Here is a 15,573-nt window from a genome sequence, read left to right as displayed (position 1 = left end):
TCGCAGTAGCTGACTGAACTGAGAAGGCGCTTAAATTAAGCTTTTCTCAGTTCTAGTCATCCTTGCGGGGGTGGGACGACGAATTTAAAAGAATTTTGTCCCACTCCCGAATGTACCCTGTTTATATATTCTTATACATTTTGATATGATCGATATTTTCTTCAATAAAAATGGTGCCTGTTGACATATAACCTAGTTTCTCGTAAAAACCTTGTGCCTGTACTTGTGCATTTAATACTAATTGCTGATATCCTTGATCTTTCGCAAAACGTTCGATGGCGTGCATTAAAGTTTTACCATACCCATCTTTTCTATAATCTTTTAGAATAGCAACTCTTTCTACTTTAGCAGCGTCATTATACGGTCTAAATCTTGCACATGCAAATGGCATATGATTTGTATCATACCCTATAACATGTGTTGAACTTTCTTCAAATGAATCTAATTCATTTTCCAAAGGAACACCTTGTTCTTTTACAAATACTTCTTGTCTTATGTAAAAACAATCTGATAACATGTCTTTATTTTTTACGATTTCAAACATTTCAAAGCCCCCCTATAGATATAATTATTAAAAATTAAAAAAATTCAAATTAAAAAAATTATAAAGTTATTCTATCTGATTTATAAACAGAAAAAAACTCCTTTTTACAAACAATAAGTAAAAAGGAGTAGGAATATCGTTTTTATAGTGCTTCTTGGCGAACAATGGCACTATATTGCCAAAATATTCTCATTTGAGCAATATTCCAGTTATTCATGCCCATTGTGTAGCCTGAAGGTTTAAATATAGTAACATCAGTCACTTCTAATGCTGCCGCAATGAGATATTGAAGAGGTACGCTAATACTTTGCATTGTCTCGGTAATACCATTCTCATTGTAGACCCAGGAGAATGGTAAATCTGATTCAAAAACATCCACTTTATTGAAAATTTCAGGTAGGGCAAGAATATAACATGCGCCATTTACAATAGGGTTAATTGAATTCTCACCGTAGTAAACTAAAAGAGCTTCATAATTTTCGCGATGTTCGTGGTTTACGTAAAAGAACTCACTTCTGAATAAAGCCATGTCTTTGCTATGAATAATTTGTTGCTCTAAAACATTGAACATGCCGTTAATGTTAGCAGCTTTTTCATATGTTTTACGTGACATAGTATGTGATCCTCCCAATTAATATAATTGATTCGTTTGATTTTGGTTGTTATTAAATGAATCGGATTGATTTGTCTGATTATCATTGTTGGTTTGACTGTAATTATCGTTTTGCGTAGTACCCTGACTATTTTGGTCATAACCACCGTATGAATTAGAATTATCTGTTTCTGTTGACTGTGTTTCAGTTGTATTATCGTTACTTGCTGAATTATCAGTACTATCATCAGTAGAAGATGTATCTTTTTGATTATTTTTCAATAACGACTGATCAAGAGGTGTAAGTGGTACTAGTGTGCCGTAATGGTTAATTACACGTTGATCTAAGAAATCATCCTTATCTGTTATTTTAGATAGTCCTAAATCAGAACGCAATATATTTGAATATTTCATAATATTACTTACGCTCGGATTGTAATAGTAAATGTTTTGTAGGTAATCATCTTCACCTTTAAGTTGAGATGTTTTAAATTCAATATCATCAGATAAATACATAGATGCGAGTGATTTAATTTCAGAAGCGGTTAAATTGTGTTTGGCATTTTTCCCTACAATTTTTACTAAGTCATCTAATTTATCGTATGAATCTAAACTTTTAGCTTTTTGGAATAGCAGTTTAATTAAATCCATTTGTCTTTCGCCACGTTTTAAGTCAGAGTCATGGTGTCTTGTTCTTGCAACAGCTAACGCTTCGTCACCGTTCAGTTTTTGGTATCCTTTTTTTATTTTAATTCTACCGCTGTCGTCTGTATTTGGTTCATTTAAGTCATAAGGAACGTCGTAATAGATCCCACCAAGTTCATCTACTGCTTCAACAAACGCATCCATATTCACACGTACATAGTAATCAACTGGAACATTTAGAGTAGCTTCGACAGAATCCATTGCAGCTACAGGACCACCATAAGCATGTGCATGCGTTATTTTATCGTAATAACCAACTTTAGGAATGTAGCTAATCGTATCACGTGGGATACTCAGTAAACGAATTTGACGTTTGTCAGGACTAAAGGTAGAAAGAATCATAGAATCTGTTCTAGAGTGTTCCGTAGTTTGGCCATTTTTTCGGCGACCTTCATTATCATCGATACCTAAGAATAAGATTGAAACGGCGTCTTTAGAAGGATTTACTTTACCTTCTCGAATGCTCGACTGACGTTTTGAATCAGTCTTATCATAAGAGTCTTGCATTGCACTTTCAGAAGTTTTGTACAAATTGATGATAAAAATTACAGGAACAACGATTAATACTAATGTGAGTAGCATCATAAAATATTTTAAAAATCGGTTCATAGCATTTGCTCCTATACATATTATCTTTTAAATGTGATTTTATAATTCGAAAAATAAACACAACTATGTGGTTATTTAAGAAAAATCATAAAAATCAAAGATAAAGTTTTTAGTTTTCGTAATTTGTTTATAGTCAAAGGTGTTAAAATGAATTGAATTTATGTGTTCTATACTCTCATAGCCTTAAATTGTATTACTTTTTGGAGAAAATTACAACTTTAATTTTAATACAAGATTTACATAATTAAAATAAAATTAAAAAAAGAGATTTCGGTGCATTAATTTATACTTTATCATACTAAAGTATGATGAATTTAAAAATGATGCGTGTATGATTAAAGAAAGATGAATTCAATGATGTTGTGTTATATAATATAAAATGTTGAATGAATAAAAAAATAATATAGATAGAATAGTTTTTGATTTAGACACGCTTCTATTTTAGATGTAAGAGGGACCTCATGAAAAATAACAAATTAAAAATTATAGCTTTTATTTTAGTATTAATCGTATTAGTGCTTCTCGTCATTTTATTTGTCGTTAAAGTAACTAATTACAGTGTTAAAGATAGTGCATATAATAATGTGAACGATAATAAGACTTATATTGAGCATAGAGATAAACACCACAAAAAGGCGCCTAAGTTAAAAACGGTTCAAGCGGATGATCTTAGTATTAAACAAATTAATACATATTTAAAGAATGTTCATTTTAATGGATCGATTACAGTTTTAAAAGATGGGAAATTAATGCTTGAGAAAGGCTACGGTTACCAAAATTTGAGTAGTAAGAAAAAGAACAACACAAATACGATGTATTTAATTGGCTCAGCACAAAAATTCACTACTGGCTTAATACTCAAGCATTTAGAATTATCAAACAAAATAAATATGAATGATTCTGTTACGAAATATCTACCTTGGTTCAAGACAAATAAAACCATTACTCTGAAAGATTTAATGTTACATAGAAGTGGTTTATATAAATTTAGTGCTAATCCAGATACTAAAAGTTTAGATGGAGCAGTACATGATATCCAAAGAAGAGGGATCAACACTAAGTATTATCATAAACATTTATATAATGATGCCAATTATTTAGTATTAGCACAGGTTATAGAATCAGTCACACATCAATCTTATGTAGAAAATTACTATAAATACTTAGCTGAACCTTATCACTTAGAACACAGTGCTTTCTTTAATGAGAAGCCTTTTAAAGAGAATATGGCTACGGGGTATAAAGTTAAAAATAATAAATTAAAAAAGATGAAACCTAATATTTTAGAGCAATACTATGGTGCTGGGAATTTATTTATGTCTACGCATGATATGGCTAGATTAGTTAATGACTTACAGCAAAATAATATTTTTAATCAAGCGGTAACAACCTCATTGCTTCAAGAAATTGGAAGTACTAAATACCCAGAGTCATATAGATATGGGTTCTATGCGACACCACAAGTCAATCGAATTAATGGTGTATTCTTTGGTCAAATATTTACTGTGTACTTTAATAAAGACTACATTATTGTATTGGCGACTAATAAAGTTGATAATGCTAAGCTATCCAATGAGTCGACGATTTCACATATTTACTATCAATTACTAGGTCAAAATATTTATGAAACGAAGTAAATAAAGTCGTGCATTTGAGGCAACATTAATCTATAGGGCTATATAATATTGATATTAGCTGGCTAGAGTGAGAAGACCTTTAAATTAAGATTGCTCAACTTTAGTTATCCTTATTGGAGAAGGATCTAATAATTGGAAGGACATAAAAATATTCCAAAAATAAATTGGGAGTGGAGAAACGAAATCGAATTGAAGTCGTTCTTCACTCCCTTAGTTTTTATTTAAGTGTGTTTTTGAATATGGAACGATAGTTATCATTTAAACTTGATGTAACTATTGTACAGTTTGGATATGGAGAATCAAAATCAACAACTGTAGCACCTCTAGTCAGTGTAGCTTGTAGTTCAATTTGTACATCGGCCAGATGTGTTTCATAACTTTCTGTGTCGAGTAGATAGAGTACAGTAAAGACGTCATATAATTTTAACCCTTGAGCAAAGTCCTTTTCTCTATAATGTTGAAAGAGTTGATAAAGCATTGCACTTGTTCGACTCATATGTTCGAATGACGCTAGATAGTCATGCGTTAATAAAGATTGTCGCGCTAAATCAAGGCCAATCATTGTGATAGGGAGGCCACTATTAAACACAATATGAGCTGCTTCAGGATCGCTATAAATATTAAATTCAGCAAGCGGTGTTACATTACCTCGTCCAGCGCTACCACCCATTAAGACAATTTCCTTAATAAAATCTTTAACTTCTGGAAATGTACTTATTAATAAAGCAATGTTCGTAAGTGGTCCTAGAGCAACGATTGTGATAGGGGTGTCTGTTTGTAAAAGGATATCTCTCATTGCAGTTATTGAATTAGTTGATGCTAATTGATTTATTGATATAGAAGGGAAGTCATAACCATCCATACCACTTTCTCCATGAACATGACTAGCATCAATAACCTTACTTATTAATGGTTTTGTAGCACCTCTATGAACAGGTACGTCACTGTTGAAGAAAGCTTTTAATTTTAGCGCATTTGCGGTCGTTTTTTCGATACCAACATTTCCGTTAACAGTAGATATCATTTTAACATCAAAAGATGGATGTAATAGGGCGACACTTAATGCAGCTGCATCATCAATACCTGGGTCTGTATCTATAATTAATGGTAAACGCATGATTGAATTCATCTCCTATATAATGATTGGTTTAATATAAAGATAACTTATCTAAGATAGTAAATGAAAGTATAAAGAAAGAACCTGTTTGAAACGCTAAGGCGTTTCATAACAGGTTCTTTTAGTGAGATAAATATTAAATTATAAGTGGTGAGAATGTCCACCTTGCATAACCCAATACGTACCAACAACAGTCACTAATGTGATGATAATCGCAAAGATAACTTTGAACGATTGTACTTGACCATCTTTACCTTCAGTTAAGTGCATGAACATTAATAATTGAACTGCAGCTTGAATAAATGCAAAGCCAAAGATGATTGTTGTTTTAGCATGGAATGTCATGTTTGTGTATAGAGTTACGAAAACTGCTAATAACGTCAAGACGATTGAGGCTATAAAGCCAACTGTATGTTTTACGATTGTATTCATCCGCTATACACCATCCCTATCATATATACGGCAGTAAAGATGAAGATCCAAACAACATCTAAGAAGTGCCAGTATAAACTTACGATAAATATTTTTGGAGCATTGTATTTATTAAGACCACGTGTAGCTACTTGGATTAATAAACAAATGATCCAACCAATACCTAATGATACGTGGGCACCATGTGTACCTAATAGGATGAAGAAACTAGACCAATATGATCCAATTTGTGGTGTTACACCTTCAGAAACATAGTGAGCGAATTCGTAAATTTCGAATCCAACGAACACTAAACCTAAAAGTACTGTAAGAATCATCCAAAACATCATTAAGTTTTGTTTTTCTTTACGCATGTAATAAATTGCAATACCACATGTGTAAGAACTGATTAATAAGGCAAATGTCATAATTAATACAAGCGGTAACTCGAATAATTCAGTTGTCATTTTGCCTGCGTAATCGCCACCATGTTGCAACGTTAATAACGTTGCAAATAAGGTACCGAATAACGAGAATTCGGCTGTAAGGAAAATCCAGAAGCCAAGTTTATTTAATTGACCTTCGTGCGTACGTGAATCAACAGTATTTGTATCATGACTCATGACCTACAGCCTCCCTTTCTTTAATACGAGCTTCTCTTAAGCGAGCTTCATTTTCAGCAACTTCAGAAGCAGGGATATGATAACCATGATCTTGAACGAAACTTTGGTAAACTAATGAACCAAGAATACCTACTAAACAAATTATAGCAGGGACGATCGTTTCAAAGATTAAGAAGAAACCACCTAATAACATGAATATACCCATAAACACACCAGTATGTGTATTGTTTGGCATATGAATGTCTTTATAGTTATGGTTATCTAAATAATGACGACCATGTTCTTTCATATCAACAAATGTATCATAGTCATTCCAATCTGGAGTGATAGCAAAGTTGTATTTAGGTGGAATTGCAGAAGCAGTTGACCACTCTAAAGTACGTCCAAGACCATCCCAGTTATCTCCAGTAGCTTCACGTGGAGCTTTGATATGACTGTATACGATGCTTGCTACTAAGAATAGGAAACCAACAGCCATTAATAATGCACCAATAGTTGAGATTACGTTTAATAACCACCAACCATCAGAAGGCATGTAAGTGTATAAACGACGAGGCATTCCGTCTAATCCAAGAATGAATTGTGGTAAGAAACATACGTTAAATCCAATCATGAATAACCAGAAACACCATGCATTTAATTTTTCGTTTAATTTGTAACCCATCATCTTAGGATACCAGAAGATTAAACCAGCTAGGCAGGCAAATACTACACCAGTAACCAATGTATAGTGGAAGTGAGCTACTAAGAAATAAGTATTATGATATTGATAGTCAGCTGATGCCATCGCTAACATTACACCAGTAACCCCACCTAATAAGAAGTTAGGGATGAAGGCTAATGAGAATAGCATAGGTGACTCGAACGTAATACGTCCTTTATACAATGTTAATAACCAGTTGAAGAGTTTAACTCCGGTAGGTACACCGATTAACATTGTTGAAATTGAGAAGAATGAGTTGATTAATGCACCATTACCCATTGTGAAGAAATGGTGAACCCAAACTAAGAAACTTAAGAATGCGATACCAGCAGTTGCCCACACCATGCTTTGGTGACCGAATAAACGTTTACGAGCAAATGTTGGAATAATTTCAGAGTAAATACCAAATGCAGGCAAGATAACGATATAAACCTCAGGGTGCCCCCATACCCAGAAGAAGTTTGCCCATAACATTGGCATACCGCCATCAGCAACTGTAAAGAATGCAGTTCCAAAAATGCGGTCAGCTGTCATTAATGCAAGTACAATTGTGAATACTGGGAACGCAAGAATTACGATTAAAGTCGTAATAAATGTAGTTACAGTAAACATTGGCATTTGCATGAATTTCATTGTTGGTGTTTTACATCTAAGTATTGTTACAAAGAAGTTAATACCAGTCATTAATGTACCAATACCTGAAATCTGTATAGCGATTAGGTAATAGTTAACACCTGGGCCTGGACTAAATTCACCAGCTAATGGTGCATAGTTTGTCCAACCAGCTGCTGGTGATCCACCAATAATGAATGAAAGGTTGAATAAAATCATACCAACAAAGAATAACCAGAAACTAATGTTATTCATAACTGGGAACGCCACATCACGAGCCCCAATTTGTAGTGGAACAACTACGTTCCATAAACCAAAAATGAATGGCATAGCCATAAAGATAATCATGATAACGCCGTGCGTACTGAAGATTTCGTTATAGTGATTTGATTCCAAGAAAGTATTATCTGGAATTGTTAATTGTGTACGTAAAAGTAACGCATCAATACCACCACGGACGAACATAAGTACAGCACAAATTAAATACATTAAACCGATTTTTTTATGGTCTACGGATGTGAACCATTCTTTGTAAAGATATTTCCATAACTTAAAGTAAGTAATTACTGCAATTAAACCAATAACTAGGAATGGCGCACCGATTTGTGCCATTGTAATCATCCAGTTACCTTTAACGAGTAATTGATCCCATGGAAAATTCATTAATGTCCACCTCCATGATCATTGTCTGCTTTGCTACCAAATTTAGACGCATTTTCGTCTTTCGCGCTTTTACTGATTTTTTCCATTTCCTTAGCGTTATGATCCTCTTCTTTCTTGAATTCATTATCATAAGGATCATTGTTACCAAGAATCATAGGTTTCATACCATGACGCTTATAGTTAGCGTTAGTGATTTGAACCTTACGAGCTGGTTTCTGTGGTTTATCAGTAACATCTTTGTACAAGTCTTCTTCAGCTACAAAGTTAGGATCTTTTTGAACATAATTATAACGTTTGTAAGCGTAGAAAATGTACTCTGGATCAGCTGCAGGGTCAACGAATGCCATATGCGTACCATTGAATGTCAATTCTTTATTAGGTGTACTTGGTAAGAGTTGTTTATCAAACTCATCTTGGCTAAGTGTTTTCTTGCTCTTAGCATCTTTAACCCAAGAATCGAATTCACTTTGGTCTACAGAGTGAACTTTAAACGTTTGGCGAGAGAAACCTTCACCATTGAAGTTAGAGTTACGTCCTCTGAAAGTACCTGTTTCATCGGCTTGTAAAGTCCAATTCATTGTCATGCCAGTCATGGCATATTTTTGACCACCTAATTGAGGAATCCAGAAACTTGTCATCGTATCCATAGCTTGCAATTTGAAGACTACAGGACGATTTTTAGGAATAGTTAATGTATTCACTGTTTCTACTTTTTGTTCTGGATAAGCAAAGAACCATTTGTATCCAGCACTTACTGCATATACAACCATTGGATCTTCCTTACTTTCTGGTGGTTTCTCATAATCGTATAAAGTTTTAACTGTTGGAATAGCTAAAGCAATAACGATAATGATAGGTACCACAAACCAAATTGTTTCAATTAAAGAATTGTGGTGCATCTTACCAGTTTCGCTGTTTTTATTGTAGCTATACTTGAAAATAAAAATAGCGAACATGGTAAGTACAACAGCAACAATAACAAGCATGAAGACGATTGAATAAATAATCAGGAACTTCTGACTACTTGCTACTGGCCCTTTTGCATTAAATACTTCTACATTCGAACAACCACTAAGTAAAATTAGCGTGCCGAACATTAGAAGCAAAGACTTAAATTTTGACACTTTTTTGACCTCCTAATACTACAAATGTAGGGCTTATCATTAATTTTAGTTTATTACGCGATATTTACAAGTACTTATCCAAAAAAAATTATAATTATATATAGGAAACAACTAGCAACAATAGGAATGACGGGGAATGTAAGATTTGTTAAAATTATGTGTCTATTCTGTGAAAAATGACAAAATTAAGTGAAATACGCATATAGTTGAGAAACGTTATCATTTTCAGTGTTTTCAAGGGTTTTAGACATAAAAAAAGATGAGACATTTCATCTCATCTCAAAATTGTCATCATTACTTAACTTCTATGTATCGCGTAGAAGTTTCTTTAGCTCCATCTGAATCAATGACGTTATATTTGACTTTATATTTACCTACTTTAGAAGTATCAACATGACCATCAACAGTAATTTTATGCGTTAAATCGCCATCTTCTTTATCATAGGCGCTAATTCCATTAAGTAGATTATAGTTTTGGCCTTTTTCAATTACAATATCATTCACGCCTCTAAGTTCAGGAGAGTGGTTTGTAGTAGCTTCTGCACTTAAGTTGGGGGTAACTAGAGTTGCGGAGACGCCTAGCGCTGAAAGTGACTGGATTAGTTTATTCATTAAGTTAACCTCCGTTAAAATAAAGTCATTGAGTAATTTAATTAAACTATACAATATATTCTGACAATAAACATCATACTATAGTCTTAATATATCGTATTATTTTACGAATTTAAATAATAAGAAGAAAAATATATATTAAGATTATGTAAAATGAACATTTTGTGAATTTGATTACATTTGATTTAAAAAATTTAAATTTTGGAATAGAATGAATTAAGAAATGGTTTGAAATATTTAACTAAATGGGAGTGACTTTTCATGTTAAATGAAAAAGAAAAAGGCATTATTAAAGAAACAGTACCAGTATTACAAGACAAAGGCACTGAGATTACATCATATTTTTACAATAGAATGTTCAACCAACATCCAGAATTGAAAAATATGTTTAACCAAACGAACCAACAGAAGGGGTTCCAATCAACTGCATTAGCACAAAGTGTTTTAGCAGCAGCAGTGAATATTGATAATTTAGGTAATATCATGCCGGTTGTTAAAGAAATTGCGTATAAACATTGTGCTTTACAAGTTCCACCTGCAGGTTACGATATTGTCGGAGAAAATTTAATCGAGGCAATTAAAGCTGTTGTAGGTCTTGAAGATGATCATCCTATTATTCAAACTTGGAAAAAAGCTTACCAAGAGATTGCTGATGTGTTTATTCAAGTAGAAAAAGATATTTATGCTGAAATGCTTTGGGATGGATTTAAACCTTTTGAAATCGAAAAAATTGAACAATTGTCTTCAGATATTAAAGCATTCACAGTTAAATCTACTGAATATGATTTAAGTCAATTCACACCGGGTGAATATATCACTGTTGACGTAAGTAGTGAAAAATTACCTTATCGCGCAAAACGTCATTACTCAATCGTATCAGGAGAAAAAGAACGTTTAACATTTGCTGTTAAACGTGATGTAACTACTAATCATGAAGGTGAAGTTTCAACAATCTTACACGATGAATTAAAAGAAGGGGACACAATTAACTTGTCTGCTCCAGTTGGTCCATTTGCAGTTTCAAATCCTGAAAAACCACAACTATTTATTGGTGCAGGTATCGGTGTTACACCTCTAGTTTCTATGTTTGATGAAGTAGTAGCTAAAGACAGTAAAGCTCAATTTGTTCAAGTTACTGGAGACATTAACGATACACCGTTCACTTCACATTTAGAAGCTATTAGCCAAAAATCAGACAAAGCAAATTATGAACTTTATGATAGAGAAAAAAATGGCTATTTAACTAAAGACTATCTTGAAAACTATTTAAGCAATGATACTGAAGTATATGTATGTGGCGGTGCTAAGTTCATTCAATCTGTAATTGAAGTATTAAAAGCATTAGATGTTGATCAAAGTCACATCCATTATGAAACATTCGTACCAAAATTAAGCGTTACAGTTTAATAAGAATAATGGATGTTAAGATATGCTACATTACTGGATTAATGCAAGACGTATAATCATTTTATAGTGTAGTTTCTAATATATAAGGCACCTCTTTAATTTAGTGTTGAAATGTTTACTAAATTATATGAGTGTGCCTTAATTTTTTAAAAGAATTTCAATGTAAAATTACATATCAATACAAAGTATTTTGGCGAGACGCTTGCGTTAATTATTATTGAACATAAGTGCAACTGCACTTGCATAAATAGTTCTAAGATAGATTACGAAACAGAGTTGCGTAGACTCCTAGGCAAGCATCACAACAGAATGAGTAAATGTTCATCTAAGTATTTCTTTAGAGGTCTACAGGCTGAAGCTATCCCATAAGAAGGGCCCCAACACAGAGAAACTGAGTTAATCAGTTTCTACAAGCAAAGCACGTTGGGCAAGCAAGCCAACAATACTCCGTATTGTAAATAAAGAAACCAGTAAATGCGTTTGTTAAAACGCATTTACTGGCTATTTTTCTAGGAATGATGTCCTAGCCATTTCAATTTAATTATTCTAATAACATAAGACTTAAATCAAAGTGAAGCCTTCTTATTCAATGCCACGACGCATTTTTTCAGCTAATAATGTGTTGTTAAGCACCATAGTGATTGTTAATGGGCCAACACCACCTGGAACTGGTGTGATTGCTCCAGCAATTTCTTTAACTTCTTCAAACTCTACGTCACCTTTTAATTTACCATTTTCATCAGGCGTATTACCAACATCAACAATAACTGCGCCTTCTTTAACATCATCTTTAGTAACTAAGCCTGGTTGACCTACAGCACTAACAATGACATCAGCGTCTTTTAAATGACTATGCATGTCTTTAGTACGTGAATGTAAGATAGTTACAGTAGCGTTAGCTTGTAATAATAATTTAGATACTGGTTGACCAACAATATGGCTACGGCCAATTACAACCGCATTTTTACCTTCTAAATCAATATCAGCATGTTTAAGAATTTCCATAATACCTAATGGTGTACATGGAACAAAAGTTTGCTCATCAATATATAATTTACCGATATTTGAAGGGTGGAAGCCATCAACGTCTTTTTCAGGATTAATCGCTTCTAAGATTTTTTGTTCACTTACTTGTTTAGGAAGTGGTACTTGAACTAGAATACCGCTAACTGAATCATCATTGTTTAAACGATCTAATTCTTTTAATACATCCTCTTCAGAAGTATCTTCCTCTAAATGAACAATTTCAGAAATCATGCCGATTTTTTCAGCAGCTTTCTTTTTAGAGTTTACATAGCTTTGACTTGCACCATCATTACCAACTAAGATAACTGATAATTTTGGTGTATAACCTTTTTCTTTTAATGCTTCGACTTGATTTTGTAAACCTTGTCTATAGTCCTTAGAAATTTGTTTCCCATCTAAAATTTTTGCAACCACAAAAAATTCCTCCTTGTTTGTTTTAATCATAACTATACCTTAACTTTAAAACTGTATTCTCGTCAATTAATAGCCAAAAGACGTAAATTAAAGATAAAAATTAAGTTAAAGTTCGATTTTTAATTGAAAAAGCATCGCATGATTGTTATGCTATATCTGTAATATACAACTAATCGTATCTAAATTTCAAACTTTTGAAAGGGTGTACAACGTGAAAGTAGCGGTAATTATGGGTAGTTCTTCAGATTGGAAGATTATGCAAGAAAGTTGTGCGATGTTAGACGAATTCGAAATACCGTACGATAAGAAAGTGGTTTCGGCACATCGTACGCCAAAATTAATGTATGAATTTGCCAGTCAAGCACAGAAAAATGGCTATGATGTCATTATTGCTGGAGCAGGTGGCGCAGCGCATTTACCGGGAATGGTTGCATCAATGACAACATTACCTGTGATAGGTGTACCAATAGAATCGAAAAGTTTAAAAGGACTGGATTCATTATTATCAATTGTTCAAATGCCTGGTGGTATTCCAGTAGCTACAACTGCAATTGGAACGTCAGGTGCTAAAAATGCTGGCATATTGGCTGCAAGAATATTAAGTATTGGCAACGAAACAGTTCGTCATCATTTAGAACAATATGAGCAAAGTCTAGTAGATAAAGTTGGTGAAATGCAAAATGAACTTCAATAAATTAAAGTTCGGTGACACGATTGGCATTATTGGTGGTGGTCAATTAGGTAAGATGATGGCTCAATCAGCACAGAAAATGGGTTTCAAAGTTATTTGTTTAGATCCTAACCCTGACAGCCCATGTAAACCTGTCGCTCACGAATTTATCACTGCTGCTTACGATGATGAAAAAGCGTTACATGAACTTGGCGAAAAATCTGATGTCATTACTTATGAGTTTGAAAATATTTCTGCTGAGCAACTTAATCGCTTAACGCAACAATTCAATATTCCTCAAGGCTATCAAGCAATTCAATTATTGCAAGACCGATTGACTGAAAAACAAACATTAGAACAAGCTGGTTCTAAAATCGTTCCATTTTTATCTATAAAAAGTGAAGAAGATTTAAATGATGCTATTCATACCTTAGGCTATCCATTTATAGTCAAAACGCGATTTGGTGGATATGACGGCAAAGGACAAGTCTTAGTTAAAGATGAAACAGCGCTCCAAGAAGCTAGAGCACTTATTACGAATCAAGAGTGTGTAGCAGAACAATATCTTGATATTTCACTTGAAGTTTCGTTAACAGTTACAATCGGCAATCACAAACAAATTACGTACTTCCCACTACAAGAGAACGAACATCGTAATCAGATTTTGTTTAAAACCATTGTGCCTGCACGAACTGACAAGGAACAAGAAGCTAGAAATGAAGTGAATAAGATTATTGATCAAGTTCATTTCGTAGGTACATTCACAGTTGAATTCTTTATTGATAAATCAAATCATTTGTATGTAAATGAGATCGCACCACGTCCACACAATTCAGGACATTATTCTATTGAAGCCTGTGATTATTCACAATTTGATACGCATATTCTTGCTGTTACAGGTCAAAAGCTACCAGAACAAATCGAAATCTTAAAACCAGCAGTCATGATGAATTTGTTAGGACGAGACTTAGATTTATTAGAAGAACAGTTTTCAAGTCATCCTGAATGGCATGTGCACATTTATGGCAAATCAGAACGCAAGCCTGACCGTAAAATGGGACATATGACCATTTTGACGAATGATTTAAATGAAACTGAGAAAGACATGCTCAAACAGTTTGAAGGGAGAGAATAGTTAATGACGCTATTATATGAAGGGAAAGCGAAAAGAATTTTCTCAACAGACAAAGAAGGTCAATTGAGAGTTGAGTATAAAGATGAAGTTACGGCTGGTAATGGTGCAAAAAAAGACAAAATGGAAGGTAAAGGCCGATTAAATAATCAAATTACCGCTATAATATTCGACTATTTAGCCCAACATGGAATTAAAAGTCACTTTATTAAACAACTTTCAGAAACGGAACAATTAGTCGAAGCAGTGACTATTATCCCATTAGAAGTGGTGGTTCGTAACATTGCAACAGGCTCAATAACCAAACGCTTAGGTTTTAATAAAGGGCATGAATTTGAAGCGCCTTTAGTTGAATTTTTCTATAAAAATGATGACTTGAACGATCCTTTAATTACAGATGATCATGTGAAACTGCTAAATATTGCGAATGATAGTGAAATTGAAATATTGAAAACAATGGCGAAAGATATCAATAAAGTATTAATGGAGCTTATGAATGAAATGGATTTAAGATTGGTGGATTTCAAAATCGAATTTGGTAAGACATCTGACGGTAAAATCTTACTAGCTGATGAAATTTCTCCTGATACATGTCGTATTTGGGATAAACATTCTGACACTAACTTTGACAAAGATGTCTATCGAAATGATACAGGTTCACTTATTGACACATATACAACATTTTTAAATAAATTGGAGGAACTAAAATAATGAAAACGATTGAACTTCACATTACATTACAACCACAAGTATTAGATACGCAAGGGCAAGCATTAAATCGAGCTGTACATGATTTAGGTTATAAACAAGTAAATGATATTCGAGTAGGTAAAGTTTTATACATGACAGTTGATGAAGCAACTGATGAAGCGGTTGATAATATCGTTACTACTTTAAGTGAGAAGTTATTCGCAAACACTGTTATTGAAGAATATAGTTATAAAATCGTTGATGAAAAGGAGAATGCATAAG

The 15,573-nt window shown here is 33.4% G+C and carries 16 protein-coding genes; 6 read left to right on the top strand and 10 right to left on the bottom strand.

Translation table 11 applies throughout. From position 1 onward, the window contains the following. Positions 1-121: 121 nt before the first annotated feature. The 3 genes from KA878_RS06590 to KA878_RS06580 form a co-directional block, all read right to left on the bottom strand. Positions 122-544, bottom strand: a complete 423-nt coding sequence (locus KA878_RS06590; protein WP_075109036.1) for a GNAT family N-acetyltransferase — start codon at positions 542-544, stop codon at positions 122-124. Between the two features lie 142 nt (positions 545-686). Beyond that, a complete protein-coding gene (locus KA878_RS06585) occupies positions 687-1,157 on the bottom strand; it encodes a DUF2538 family protein (RefSeq protein ID WP_075109035.1) in 471 nt (156 codons plus the stop codon). A gap of 18 nt (positions 1,158-1,175) precedes the next feature. Beyond that, positions 1,176-2,450: an LCP family protein gene (locus KA878_RS06580; RefSeq protein ID WP_193839538.1), complete on the bottom strand. Its 1,275-nt coding sequence runs from the start codon at positions 2,448-2,450 to the stop codon at positions 1,176-1,178. Positions 2,451-2,911: 461 nt separating this feature from the next. Here KA878_RS06580 and KA878_RS06575 point away from each other — a divergent pair, with 461 nt between their 5' ends. Next, on the top strand, positions 2,912-4,087 hold the full coding sequence (locus tag KA878_RS06575) for a serine hydrolase domain-containing protein (RefSeq protein ID WP_193839537.1): 1,176 nt from the start codon (positions 2,912-2,914) through the stop codon (positions 4,085-4,087). A gap of 217 nt (positions 4,088-4,304) precedes the next feature. Here KA878_RS06575 and rihC read toward each other — a convergent pair whose 3' ends face one another. The 6 genes from rihC to KA878_RS06545 all read right to left on the bottom strand — a co-directional run bounded on the left by rihC (position 4,305) and on the right by KA878_RS06545 (position 9,952). Further along, a complete protein-coding gene (gene rihC / locus KA878_RS06570) occupies positions 4,305-5,204 on the bottom strand; it encodes a ribonucleoside hydrolase RihC (RefSeq protein WP_193839536.1) in 900 nt (299 codons plus the stop codon). Between the two features lie 141 nt (positions 5,205-5,345). Continuing rightward, complete coding sequence (qoxD, locus tag KA878_RS06565; protein ID WP_053029123.1) at positions 5,346-5,636, bottom strand: cytochrome aa3 quinol oxidase subunit IV; 291 nt, start codon at positions 5,634-5,636, stop codon at positions 5,346-5,348. Then, complete coding sequence (gene qoxC, locus KA878_RS06560) at positions 5,633-6,238, bottom strand: cytochrome aa3 quinol oxidase subunit III (RefSeq protein ID WP_193839535.1); 606 nt, start codon at positions 6,236-6,238, stop codon at positions 5,633-5,635. Before qoxC ends, qoxD begins: the two co-directional genes overlap by 4 nt. Next, a complete protein-coding gene (qoxB, locus tag KA878_RS06555; protein ID WP_053029124.1) occupies positions 6,228-8,216 on the bottom strand; it encodes a cytochrome aa3 quinol oxidase subunit I in 1,989 nt (662 codons plus the stop codon). The genes qoxC and qoxB overlap by 11 nt, the downstream gene beginning before the upstream one ends. Beyond that, positions 8,216-9,340 (bottom strand): cytochrome aa3 quinol oxidase subunit II, encoded by a 1,125-nt coding sequence (gene qoxA / locus KA878_RS06550; RefSeq protein WP_075109030.1) that lies wholly within the window; start codon positions 9,338-9,340, stop codon positions 8,216-8,218. Before qoxA ends, qoxB begins: the two co-directional genes overlap by 1 nt. Positions 9,341-9,634: 294 nt before the next feature. After that, on the bottom strand, positions 9,635-9,952 hold the full coding sequence (locus tag KA878_RS06545) for a DUF5011 domain-containing protein (protein WP_053029126.1): 318 nt from the start codon (positions 9,950-9,952) through the stop codon (positions 9,635-9,637). Positions 9,953-10,213: 261 nt separating this feature from the next. On the opposite strand from KA878_RS06545, the gene KA878_RS06540 reads away from it, so the two are divergent. Beyond that, positions 10,214-11,359 (top strand): globin domain-containing protein, encoded by a 1,146-nt coding sequence (locus KA878_RS06540; RefSeq protein WP_193839534.1) that lies wholly within the window; start codon positions 10,214-10,216, stop codon positions 11,357-11,359. 582 nt (positions 11,360-11,941) lie between these two features. Here KA878_RS06540 and folD read toward each other — a convergent pair. Beyond that, positions 11,942-12,799 carry a bifunctional methylenetetrahydrofolate dehydrogenase/methenyltetrahydrofolate cyclohydrolase FolD gene (gene folD, locus KA878_RS06535; protein WP_053029128.1) on the bottom strand — a complete coding sequence of 286 codons (858 nt, stop codon included), beginning with the start codon at positions 12,797-12,799 and terminating at the stop codon, positions 11,942-11,944. Positions 12,800-13,010: 211 nt separating this feature from the next. On the opposite strand from folD, the gene purE reads away from it, so the two are divergent. From purE to purS, 4 genes are read left to right on the top strand one after another with little or no spacing between them, the layout of a single operon-like run. Continuing rightward, positions 13,011-13,493: a 5-(carboxyamino)imidazole ribonucleotide mutase gene (purE, locus tag KA878_RS06530; RefSeq protein ID WP_075108527.1), complete on the top strand. Its 483-nt coding sequence runs from the start codon at positions 13,011-13,013 to the stop codon at positions 13,491-13,493. Beyond that, positions 13,480-14,604: a 5-(carboxyamino)imidazole ribonucleotide synthase gene (purK, locus tag KA878_RS06525; protein ID WP_075108526.1), complete on the top strand. Its 1,125-nt coding sequence runs from the start codon at positions 13,480-13,482 to the stop codon at positions 14,602-14,604. The genes purE and purK overlap by 14 nt, the downstream gene beginning before the upstream one ends. 3 nt (positions 14,605-14,607) lie before the next feature. Further along, positions 14,608-15,312, top strand: a complete 705-nt coding sequence (gene purC / locus KA878_RS06520; protein ID WP_075108525.1) for a phosphoribosylaminoimidazolesuccinocarboxamide synthase — start codon at positions 14,608-14,610, stop codon at positions 15,310-15,312. Further along, positions 15,312-15,572, top strand: coding sequence for a phosphoribosylformylglycinamidine synthase subunit PurS (gene purS / locus KA878_RS06515; RefSeq protein WP_033079949.1), 261 nt, complete (start codon positions 15,312-15,314; stop codon positions 15,570-15,572). The genes purC and purS overlap by 1 nt, the downstream gene beginning before the upstream one ends. The last annotated feature ends 1 nt before the right edge of the window (position 15,573 follow it).

It is taken from the genome of Staphylococcus sp. GDY8P57P (assembly GCF_017892585.1).
Lineage (GTDB): Bacteria > Bacillota > Bacilli > Staphylococcales > Staphylococcaceae > Staphylococcus > Staphylococcus borealis.
Note: the sequence above shows the minus strand (reverse complement) of the source record. Positions and strands in the feature narration are given on the sequence as shown.